This is a genomic window from Janthinobacterium sp. DSP2-3-3 (assembly GCF_049897325.1).
In the GTDB taxonomy this organism is placed as follows: Bacteria; Pseudomonadota; Gammaproteobacteria; order Burkholderiales; family Burkholderiaceae_D; genus Janthinobacterium.
The window spans coordinates 163,636-173,652 of sequence record NZ_JAFCWA010000011.1; the positions used below are offsets into that span (position 1 = coordinate 163,636).

12 protein-coding genes are annotated in these 10,017 nt (G+C 60.6%); all 12 read right to left on the reverse strand.

Annotation, left to right across the window (positions count from 1 at the left end; all coding sequences use genetic code 11):
* Positions 1 to 23 precede the first annotated feature (23 nt).
* Positions 24 to 704, reverse strand: coding sequence for an ATP phosphoribosyltransferase (gene hisG, locus ACP7DE_RS21340; protein WP_426073962.1), 681 nt, complete (start codon positions 702 to 704; stop codon positions 24 to 26).
* 20 nt (positions 705 to 724) lie between these two features.
* A complete protein-coding gene (murA, locus tag ACP7DE_RS21345; protein ID WP_070257789.1) occupies positions 725 to 1,975 on the reverse strand; it encodes a UDP-N-acetylglucosamine 1-carboxyvinyltransferase in 1,251 nt (416 codons plus the stop codon).
* A gap of 4 nt (positions 1,976 to 1,979) precedes the next feature.
* Positions 1,980 to 2,216 (reverse strand): BolA family protein, encoded by a 237-nt coding sequence (locus ACP7DE_RS21350; protein ID WP_010402134.1) that lies wholly within the window; start codon positions 2,214 to 2,216, stop codon positions 1,980 to 1,982.
* Between the two features lie 58 nt (positions 2,217 to 2,274).
* Positions 2,275 to 3,036, reverse strand: a complete 762-nt coding sequence (locus tag ACP7DE_RS21355; protein WP_426073963.1) for an ABC transporter permease — start codon at positions 3,034 to 3,036, stop codon at positions 2,275 to 2,277.
* Positions 3,033 to 3,950: an ABC transporter ATP-binding protein gene (locus ACP7DE_RS21360; protein ID WP_426073964.1), complete on the reverse strand. Its 918-nt coding sequence runs from the start codon at positions 3,948 to 3,950 to the stop codon at positions 3,033 to 3,035. The genes ACP7DE_RS21355 and ACP7DE_RS21360 overlap by 4 nt, the downstream gene beginning before the upstream one ends.
* Positions 3,951 to 4,161: 211 nt before the next feature.
* Positions 4,162 to 4,509 (reverse strand): STAS domain-containing protein, encoded by a 348-nt coding sequence (locus ACP7DE_RS21365; RefSeq protein ID WP_426073965.1) that lies wholly within the window; start codon positions 4,507 to 4,509, stop codon positions 4,162 to 4,164.
* 52 nt (positions 4,510 to 4,561) lie between these two features.
* Positions 4,562 to 5,197 (reverse strand): MlaC/ttg2D family ABC transporter substrate-binding protein, encoded by a 636-nt coding sequence (locus tag ACP7DE_RS21370; RefSeq protein WP_426073966.1) that lies wholly within the window; start codon positions 5,195 to 5,197, stop codon positions 4,562 to 4,564.
* 72 nt (positions 5,198 to 5,269) lie between these two features.
* Complete coding sequence (locus ACP7DE_RS21375) at positions 5,270 to 6,151, reverse strand: MlaA family lipoprotein (RefSeq protein WP_426073967.1); 882 nt, start codon at positions 6,149 to 6,151, stop codon at positions 5,270 to 5,272.
* Positions 6,148 to 6,618 (reverse strand): outer membrane lipid asymmetry maintenance protein MlaD, encoded by a 471-nt coding sequence (gene mlaD / locus ACP7DE_RS21380; protein WP_070346035.1) that lies wholly within the window; start codon positions 6,616 to 6,618, stop codon positions 6,148 to 6,150. Before mlaD ends, ACP7DE_RS21375 begins: the two co-directional genes overlap by 4 nt.
* Before the next feature lie 79 nt (positions 6,619 to 6,697).
* The gene (gene mlaE, locus ACP7DE_RS21385; RefSeq protein WP_426073968.1) at positions 6,698 to 7,483 is read right to left on the reverse strand and encodes a lipid asymmetry maintenance ABC transporter permease subunit MlaE; all 786 of its coding nucleotides are present in this window, start codon (positions 7,481 to 7,483) and stop codon (positions 6,698 to 6,700) included.
* Positions 7,480 to 8,289, reverse strand: coding sequence for an ABC transporter ATP-binding protein (locus ACP7DE_RS21390; protein WP_426073969.1), 810 nt, complete (start codon positions 8,287 to 8,289; stop codon positions 7,480 to 7,482). Before ACP7DE_RS21390 ends, mlaE begins: the two co-directional genes overlap by 4 nt.
* Positions 8,290 to 8,546: 257 nt before the next feature.
* Positions 8,547 to 10,010 carry a glutamate synthase subunit beta gene (locus ACP7DE_RS21395; RefSeq protein ID WP_426073970.1) on the reverse strand — a complete coding sequence of 488 codons (1,464 nt, stop codon included), beginning with the start codon at positions 10,008 to 10,010 and terminating at the stop codon, positions 8,547 to 8,549.
* Positions 10,011 to 10,017: the final 7 nt, after the last annotated feature.

Here is a 10,017-nt window from a genome sequence, read left to right on the forward strand (position 1 = left end):
CGGCTTTCTGCTACTGAGAGTGTCTAGGCTTGCGAAGCAGTTTGCGAGGCACGTTCAAAGGCCTCGATAATCGGCTGCAAGCGCTCGCGCTTGAGCTTGAGCGCAGCCTGGTTGACCACCAGGCGCGACGAGATTTCCATGATGTGCTCGACCTCGACGAGGTTGTTCGCGCGCAAAGTGCTGCCCGTGCTGACCAGGTCGACGATGGCGTCGGACAGGCCGACCAGAGGCGCCAGCTCCATCGAGCCATACAGCTTGATCAGGTCGACGTGCACGCCCTTGGCGGCGAAATGCTCGCGCGCCGTGTGCACGAATTTGGTGGCCACGCGCAGGCGCGCACCCTGCTGCACGGCCCTTTCGTAGTCAAAACCGGCCTGCACCGCCACCGACATGCGGCAGGCGGCGATATTCAGGTCGATCGGCTGGTACAGGCCTTCGCCGCCGTGTTCGAGCAAAACATCCTTGCCCGCCACGCCGAAATCGGCCGCGCCGTACTGCACGTAGGTCGGCACATCGCTGGCGCGCACGATGATGACGCGCACGTTCGGATCGTTGGTGGCCAAAATCAGCTTGCGCGAGGTCTCCGGGTTTTCCAGCACCTTGATGCCGGCCGCTTCCAGCAGCGGCATGGTGTCCTCAAAAATGCGGCCTTTTGAGAGCGCCAGGATCAGCTGGGAGCTGTCACCGTTATTCGATCCGTTCATGCTGATTCCTTTTCTTGTTTTTACTTGATGCGCACGATATTCGCGCCGACTGCCGACAATTTGACTTCCATGCGGTCGTAGCCACGGTCGAGGTGATAGATGCGGTCGATCAAGGTTTCGCCGTCGGCCGCCAGGGCGGCGATCACCAGCGAGGCCGAGGCGCGCAGGTCGGTCGCCATTACGGGCGCGCCACGCAGCTGCTTGACGCCGGCGATGATGGCCGTATTGCCCTCGATGGTGATGTCGGCGCCCAGGCGGTTCATTTCCTGCACGTGCATGAAACGGTTCTCGAAGATCGTCTCAGTGACGCGGCTGGCGCCATTGGCGATGGTATTGACGGCCATGAACTGCGCCTGCATGTCGGTCGGGAAGCCCGGGTATTCCGTGGTGCGGAAGCTGACGGGGTTCGGACGGGCCGACATCTCGGCGCGGATCCAGTCGGCACCAAAAGTCATCGTCAGGCCCATGGCGCGCAGCTTGTCGAGCGCCGCGTCGAGAATGTCGGTGCGCACATTGCGCAGGGTGATGTCGCCGCCGGTGGCTGCCACGGCGCACAGGAAGGTGCCCGTTTCGATGCGGTCGGCGATCACCGCGTGCGAGGCGCCATGCAAGGCGTCGACGCCCTGAATCACCAGGCGGCTGGTGCCGATGCCATCGATCTTCGCGCCCATGGCTACCAGCAGGTGCGCCAGGTCGGTTACTTCCGGTTCGCAGGCGGCGTTTTCCAGGATGGTCTCGCCTTCGGCCAGGGTCGCTGCCATCAGCAGGTTCTCGGTGCCGGTGACGGTGATCATGTCGGTGACGATGCGCGCGCCTTTCAGCTTGGCGCACTTGGCGTAGATGTAGCCCGCTTCAATGCGGATCTCGGCGCCCAGCGCTTCCAGGCCCTTGATGTGCTGGTCGACGGGACGCGAACCGATGGCGCAGCCACCCGGCAGCGAGACCTTGGCTTCGCCGAAGCGCGCCAGCATCGGGCCCAGCACCAGGATCGAGGCGCGCATGGTTTTCACCAGTTCATACGGCGCTTCCAGGGTATCGATGGCGCTGCCGTTCAAGACCACGCGGTCGCCGTCCTGCTGCACTTTCAGGCCCGTCTGGCCCAGCAGTTTCAACATGGTGGCCACGTCGTGCAGGTGCGGCACGTTGGTCAGGTCCAGGTCGCCCGCGGTCAACAGGCCGGCGCACAGGATGGGCAAGGCAGCGTTTTTCGCGCCGGAGATGGCGATGTCGCCGTTCAGGCGGTTGCCGCCGTTGATGAGGAGCTTGTCCATGTGCTTATCCTTGGAATTCTTCAGGTGTCAGGGTTTTCATCGACAGCGCGTGGATTTCCTCGCGCATGCGGTCGCCCAGCGCCGCGTAGACGATCTGGTGGCGGGCGATCAAACGCTTGCCGGCAAACGCGGGCGAAACGATCACGGCCTGGAAGTGCTGACCATCGCCCTCCACTTCGAGGTGCGTGCATTCGAGGCCGGCCGACAGGTAGCCGTGGATCAGTTCTGGAGTGGTGGTCACGATAAGTCCTTGATATTGAATAATGTAGTGATGTGATGTGCCGCAATTAGTGTCGTAACTAGTGACGCAAACGATAGCCGCTTTGCAGCAGGCGGATCGATGCCAGCGCCAGGATCACGAGGAAGCCAGCGACGATGGAAAGACTGAGCCAGGGGCTGACATCGGACACGCCGAAGAAGCCGTAACGGAAGCCGTCGATCATGTAAAAGAAGGGGTTCAGGTGCGACACCGTCTGCCAGAACGGCGGCAGCGAGTGGATCGAATAGAACACGCCCGACAAAAAGGTGGCCGGCATGATCAGGAAGTTCTGGAAGGCCGCCAGCTGGTCGAATTTTTCGGCCCAGATGCCGGCGATCAGACCCATGGTGCCCAGCATAGCGGCGCCGAGGAAGGCAAAGATGACGATCCACAGGGGCGCGACGAACGACAGGTCGGCGAACCAGCAGGTAATGGCAAACACGCCAAAGCCCACGGCCAGGCCGCGCGCGACGGAAGCGAGTACATACGCCGAGAAGATTTCCCAGTGTGACAGGGGCGTCAACAGCACGAACACCAGGTTGCCCGTGATCTTGGACTGGATCAGCGAGGACGAGGAATTGGCAAACGCGTTTTGCAGCACGCTCATCATCACCAGGCCGGGAATCAAAAAGGCCGTGTAGCTGACGCCGGGGCTCGGCTCCACGCGGCCGTCGAGCACATGGCCGAACACCAGCAGGTACAGCATCGACGTGAGCACGGGCGCGGCCACGGTTTGCGTCGCCACCTTCCAGAAGCGCAGCGTCTCTTTGTAGACGAGGGTGCGAAATCCTGTCGAAATCATACGGTACCTTTATCCATGATCTGCAAGAAGATATCTTCCAGGTCGGCTTGTTGCAATTGCATTTCGTCGATCTCGACGCCCGCTACACGCAGGCGGGCAAGGATTTTCTCGACTTCGCTGTATTCGTTGACGCGCAGGCTGAACTTGTTGGGCGCCTGCTGTTCTTCCGGGTGCAGCACCAGGTGCTGCAGGTCGGCCGGCAGGCTGCCGTATTTGAGGTGCACTTGCAGCTGCGAACCGGCGATGCGGCGGATCAGGGCCGACATGGTATCGAGCGCCACCACCTTGCCCGTCTTGAGCATGGCCACGCGCTGGCACATGGCTTGCGCCTCTTCCAGGTAGTGGGTGGTCAGCACGACCGTGTGACCACCTTCGCGGTTCAGGCGCGAAATGAACTTCCACAGGGTCTGGCGCAGTTCCACGTCAACGCCGGCGGTCGGCTCATCGAGCACGATGACGGGCGGCTTGTGCACCAGCGCCTGGGCGACGAGCACGCGGCGTTTCATGCCGCCGGACAGGGCGCGCATATTCGTGTCGGCCTTGCCGGTCAGGTCGAGGTTTTCCATGACCTCGTCGATCCACTTATCGTTGTTCGGCAGGCCGAAATAGCCGGACTGCAGACGCAGGGTTTCGCGCACGGTGAAAAACGGGTCAAACACCAGCTCCTGCGGCACCACGCCCAGGTTGCGGCGCGCGTTGCGGAAGTCCTTGACCACATCGTGACCGTGGATCTTGACAGTGCCCGCGTCGGGACGTATCAGGCCGGCGATGATGGAAATGAGGGTCGTCTTGCCGGCGCCATTGGGGCCGAGCAGGCCGAAAAACTCGCCTTCCTCGATGGCCAGCGACACGCCGCCCAACGCCTTGAGCGATTTATAGCTCTTTTCTACATTCGTGATTTGAATTGCGGTCATGTGCTTGTTTCAAGTGTAATGCGTCTGGTGTGGTGCGCCAGTTGCCGGGGACATCCAGGCCGGCAGGCCGGTGCAGGGTGCCGCCTTCAGACGAGGATGGCGCAACAGTCAATTATAGTTGGAAAATTCGTGGAACACTTGGAGATCAATCCGGCGGCGCTGCTGGCCTGCCGGCTTGAAAGCTACTGCTGATGCGGGGAGTGGGACAGGATCAATGATGATGCAGGTCGGACGGGCTGCGTTCGGCGTGGCCGCCGGCGCTGCCGCAGTCGTCGGCGCTCAAAGTGCTCGAGACGAGCGAGCAGACGCCATATAGCTTGGTGAGGTTTTTCAGGTTGTTCGGCAGGTTTTTCAGCTCCAGCACGGCGCCGGCATCCTGCGCGGCGCGCTGCCACGTCAGCATGACGGAAACGGCGGCCGAATCGACGGCCTTGACGTTGCGCAAGTCGAACTTGGTCTGACCCGAGCGAATGGCGTCCAGACCCTGCTCCAATGCCACAGTGGCATTGTGCACGGTCAGGGAAGTCAGGGACTGCAAAGTGTCGAGAGAGTCGGGCATGGCGTCGGGCTGCGCTGGTCTGGAGCTGATTCAGGAGCTATATGATAGCCGATTATTTGGCTTTGACAGCGGGACGGCTGGCCAGGGCCTTGTTTTTTGCCTGCAAGGTCTTGATCAGGCCATCGATGCCGCCCTTGCTGATCTCGCTGGCGAAGCTGCTTTTATACGTTTCCACCAGCCACGCGCCGAGCACGTTGATGTCATAGATCTTCCAGCCGGACGGGGTTTTCGCCACGCGGTAGTTCAGGGGCACGGGTTCGCCGCGCGCCACGTTGACCTGCGAGCGCACTTCCACTTCCGTATCGCCAGGATCGGCGCGCATCGGCTTGAATTCCACAGTTTCGTTCTTGATCTGCGACAGGGCGCCCGAATACGTGTAGATCAGCAAGGTGCGAAATTCCGCGGACAGCTGCTTTTGCTGGTCCGGCGTGGCGTCGCGCCAGAAGCGGCCGGCGGCCAGGGCAGTCATGCGCTGGAAATCCACGTACGGCAAGACCTTGCTTTCCACCAACTCGGTGACGCGCTTGATATCGCCGGCCTGGATGGCCTTGTCGTTCTTGGCCGTGTCGATCACGTCCTGGCTGATGCGTTTGACCAATACGTCCGGCGCTTCCATAGCGGGGGCGGCCTGGGCGGCGGTGGCAAAGGCGATGGTCGCCATCGCCAGCAGTTGTTTCATCAATTTCATGGTTCTACCTTTCATGATGTTGCTATGCACCGGCTGGCGTTGATCGCAGCCGTGGTGTTTCTGTACCAGAGTTTACTCCTGCGGCCTGGCCTCGGAGGCAACGGTATTGCTACCAGATGTTACGAGGTCCTCGGGCGCCAGCACGGCGGCGACCGCGGCCGCAGGCGCGTCGCTGGCCGGTGGCGGTTTTGCCTCGTACTCCGGCTCATAATCGCTGGTGTCGTTTTTTGGCACTTTGCGGTCGCGGCGGTCCGTATCGCCATCGAAAACCTTGCTTTCGCGCGCCTGCAGGAAGCCGTCGCGGATGAATTCATAACGGTCCAGCGCAGCCGCTTCCATCAGGTTGGTCGCGTCGAGCAGCGCGGCGCGCTTGTCGACCACGCGCGTCACCGTGCCGATATTGCGCACCGAGGCAGGATCCTTGTAGCGCCATGGGTCGCCCGTGATATCGAGCGGCAGGGCCACCGTGTCGCGCACGGTCGATGGGCCCAGCAGCGGCAGCATCACGTACGGACCAGGTTGGACGCCATACCAGCCCAGAGTCTGGCCAAAGTCTTCACTGTGCTTGGGAATGCCCGCCTGCGAGGCGATGTCGATCAGCCCGAGGAGGCCGAAGGTCGAGTTCATGCTGACGCGCACGACGTCTTGCAAGCCAGCTTCACCCTTGCCTTGCAGCAAGTTGTTCACGGCGCTCCACACATCGGACAAGTTGCCGAAGAAGTTGCCGACGCCCGTTTGCATGAATGACGGCGTGACCTTCTTGTAGGCGGTGGCGACCGGTTTCAGGGCCACCTGGTCAACGGTATCGTTGAACTTGAACATGGCGCGGTTGTACCCTTCCAGCGGGTCGCGCGGATTGGTGCCGGTGGCGCAAGCGCTCACGCTGGCGGCGATGGCCAGGGCCAGGCTGATACGTACCAGACTGCCTTGGGATTTCTTGGTCGACTCGCTCATTTGCTATCCTTTCCTTCCGCTGCCTTGCTGTAGATGAACTGATTGATCAGGTCTTCCAGCACTGTGGCCGATTGAGTACGGGCGATCTTGTCGCCCTCTGCCAGGTTAGCCAGATCGCCGCCTGCTTCCAGGCCGATATATTGCTCACCCAGCAAACCGGCCGTCAAAATCTTGGCCGAGCTGTCTTTCGGAAATTTGTAACCATCTTCGATGTCGAGTTTCACCAGCGCCTGGTAAGTCTTGTCGTCAAACCGGATCTCCGCCACGCGCCCCACCACCACGCCAGCACCCTTGACGGGCGCCTGCGGCTTGAGGCCGCCAATATTGTCGAACTTGGCACTTATGGTATACGTCTTGCTGAAAGACAGCGAGCTCATATTGCCGGCCTTGAGCGCCAAAAACATCAATGCCGCCACACCCAGCAAGACGAACAAGCCGACCCAGACATCCAAAGATTTACGTTGCATAAACAATCCTAAATAATTTTTACTTGCTGCCGCCTGCGCAACATCTTGCCCAGGCCCGCTGTTTGTCGCTGATCGTCAATTACTTGCTAAACATCAACGCCGTCATCATGAAATCGAGCCACCACACCATCAACGATGAAATCACCACCGTGCGCGTAGTGGCGCCGGAGACGTCTTCCGGCGTCGGCTGTGCCTGGTAACCCTGGAACAACGCGATGAACGTCACCGCAATGCCGAAGACCATACTTTTAACGTAGGTACCGTTGGCGATATCTTTCCAGACATTCACACCGCCCTGCATCTGCGACCAGAACGAGCCTTCATCGACGCCGATCAGCACCACGCCCACCAGATAGCTGCCGATAACGCCGACCGCCGTGAAGATGCCACCCAGGATCGGCATGGCGATCACGCCGGCCCAGAAACGGGGCGCCAGCACGCGCTGGATCGGATTGACGGCCATCATTTCCATGGCCGACAACTGCTCGCCCGCCTTCATCAGGCCGATTTCCGCCGTCAGCGAGGTACCGGCGCGGCCGGCGAACAGCAGCGCCGTGACGACCGGACCCAGTTCACGCATCAAAGACAGCGCCACCAACTGCCCCAGCGACTGCGTCGCGCCAAAGGTGCTCAGTGTGTAATAGCCTTGCAAACCCAACACCATGCCGACGAACAGGCCGGACACGGCGATGATCACCACCGAACGGCTGCCGAGATAAAACAGTTGCTCGATTACCAGGCCCGGACGGCGCCACAGGCCGCCCGACGAGGCGATGATGATAAAGAACGAACGTACGGCAAAGCCGAGCTCTTGTACTGACAGCCGCAACCATGCACCGATCGCCGCCAGGAAACGCGCGATCATCGGCTCGCTCCCGCGTGCAGGCCCAGGTCGTCGGCCAGCGACTTGCCCGGATAGTGGAACGGCACGGGGCCATCGGCCTCGGCATTGACGAACTGCTTGACATACGGATGCGTCGACACGGCCATCTCGGCCGGCGTGCCGTGCGCCACGATCTTGCCCGATGACAGAAAATAGACATAATCGGCGATGGCGAAACACTCCTTCACGTCGTGCGATACCAAGATAGACGTGGAACCCAGCGCATCGTTCAAATTGCGGATCAAATTGGCCGTCACGCCCATGGAAATCGGGTCCAGGCCGGCGAACGGCTCGTCGTACATGATCAGTTCAGGGTCGAGCGCGATGGCACGCGCCAGCGCGACGCGGCGGCCCATGCCGCCCGAGATCTCGGCTGGCTTCAATTGCGCCGCATTGCGCAGCCCCACGGCGTTCAGCTTCATCAGCACCAGGGTGCGGATCAGCTCTTCATTCAGGTCCGTGTGTTCGCGCAGGGGAAACGCCACGTTTTCGAACGCCGTCAAGTCGGTAAACAGGGCGCCGTGCTGGAACAGCATGCCCATCTTGCGACGCAATTGATACAACTCGTCGGTCTTGAGCGTATGCACGATCTGGCCGTCGATATTCACGGAGCCGGAACTGGGGCGCAACTGCCCGCCGATCAGGCGCAATACGGTCGTCTTGCCACTGCCGGAGCCACCCATGACGGCCACAACTTTTCCACGTGGGAAATCCATTTGAAGGCCCGATAAAATCGAACGTTCTCCATAGGCAAAGTGTAAATCACGGATCTCAACAAGATTTGGCACGACGAAACTCACTATTTTAATGGCGTATTGTAGTGCAGAAACGCCAACCTCTGCTGAGACACCCCTTGGGACAGCCCCGTAAAGGGAAGAATACAACACTAATGAATCGAAAGTCAGATATTGTAGTGGAAATTTGACCTGCGCATCGCGTCCCCATCCGATGGCGTTCACGGCTGTCTACTTGATAAGTAAAATAACAAAGGCCACGTCGCAATCCGCGCCGTGGCCCTGTCAAAAAACGAACAATTGCTCGTTAATTAGCGTGGCAGCAGGGAGGTTCCCATCAGGAACTCGTCGACGGCGCGCGCGCACTGGCGCCCTTCGCGGATGGCCCAGACCACCAGCGACTGGCCACGGCGCATATCGCCGGCGGCAAACACCTTCGCCACCGAAGTCTGGTAGCAGCCTGCGCCCTCCGTTGTCGCCTTGACATTGCCGCGTGCATCCGTATCGACACCAAACGCTTCCAGCACTTGTTGTACAGGTGAAACAAAACCCATGGCCAGGAAGACCAGGTCGGCTTTCATCTCGAATTCCGAGTTCGGCACTTCGCTCATCTTGCCGTCTTTCCATTCTACGCGGCAAGCGATCAGCTTTTCCACCTTGCCGCCCTTGCCTTCGAAACGCTTGGTCGCCACGGCCCAGTCGCGCTCGCAGCCTTCCTCGTGCGAGGACGAGGTGCGCAACTTGGTCGGCCAGTATGGCCAGACCAGCGGCTTGTTTTCCTGTTCCGGCGGCTGCGGCATCAGTTCGAACTGGGCCACCGAAGCGGCGCCATGACGGTTCGAGGTGCCGACGCAGTCGGACCCCGTGTCGCCGCCGCCGATCACCACCACGTGCTTGCCCGTCGCCTTGATCTGGTCCTTGAGCTTGTCGCCCGCGTTGACCTTGTTTTGCAGCGGCAGGAAATCCATGGCGAAGTGCACGCCTTTCAACTCGCGGCCCGGCACGGGCAAGTCGCGCGGCTGCTCGGCGCCGCCGGCCATGATGACGGCGTCAAATTCTTTTTCCAGGTCTTCCGGGAAAATGGTTTCCTTGGCCCAGTTGTTGACGTGGGCAGGGAAATCCTTGCCGACCAGTACGCTGGTGCGGAAGACCACGCCTTCGGCTTCCATCTGTTTCACGCGCAAATCGATGTGCGACTTTTCCATCTTGAAGTCAGGGATGCCATAACGCAACAAACCACCGACCCGGTCGCTCTTTTCAAACACGGTGACGGCATGGCCGGCGCGCGCCAGTTGCTGCGCCGCCGCCAGGCCGGCAGGGCCGGAACCGACGATGGCCACTTTCTTGCCCGTGCTGAAAGGGGCCGGCTGCGGCGTAACCCAGCCGTGTTCCCAGCCCATGTCGATGATTTTATGTTCGATCGACTTGATGCCGACCGGATCTTCGTGGATGCCCAGGGTACAGGCCGATTCGCACGGCGCCGGGCAGATGCGGCCCGTAAATTCCGGAAAGTTATTCGTTGAATGCAAGATGTCGAGCGCTTCGCGGTAGGCGCCGCGGTACACCAGATCATTCCAGTCGGGAATGATGTTATTCACGGGACAACCCGTGGTGCAGAAGGGAATGCCGCAATCCATGCAGCGCGCGCCCTGCACGGTGGCTTGCGCGTCGGACAGGTGCAGCACGAATTCCTTGTAGTTCTTCAGGCGCGCGGCAGGCTCCAGATAGTGTTCGTCCTGGCGCTTGAATTCCATGAAGCCGGTAATTTTACCCACGATGTTT